Consider the following 385-nt stretch of genomic DNA (forward strand, 5'->3'; position numbering starts at 1 on the left):
TGGGAATTTAGCATTGCCATGGATCTTAAAGCGCGTCTGAGTGATTTTAACCAGTCTACCCTGGGGCGTTACCCCGGCAATATTGACGGTACGCTGGGCTATTGGATCTTTGACAATGAGCATCAGTTAACCGCCGCCAACGGCGATATGCTGTTTGCTGACTTGTCCGGCCGTGGTCAGCATATGGCATTGGCGTCGCTGAATACCGCCAAGTCACAACAGTCTGATTGGATTGAACAAAGCGGCGAGAGGCCGCCTTTTGGTCATGCTGTTGGAGCACTGCGTTTTAAAGGCGACGGTGAGAAAGGGCAGGACAAAGGCGTATTTCTCAAGGCCGAATCCGCATTGGATGACGCCTCAAGTACGTTGTCGGAATTTACCTTGG

At 51.7% G+C, this 385-nt stretch carries 1 protein-coding gene; it reads left to right on the forward strand.

Going from position 1 to position 385, the window contains the following annotated elements; translation table 11 throughout:
• Positions 1-18: 18 nt before the first annotated feature.
• Positions 19-385 (forward strand): hypothetical protein (locus J0A66_RS21970; protein WP_241264381.1); only part of this gene is annotated, 367 nt, incomplete at its 3' end.

The organism is Bowmanella dokdonensis (assembly GCF_017254865.1).
Classification (GTDB): Bacteria; Pseudomonadota; Gammaproteobacteria; order Enterobacterales; family Alteromonadaceae; genus Bowmanella; species Bowmanella dokdonensis.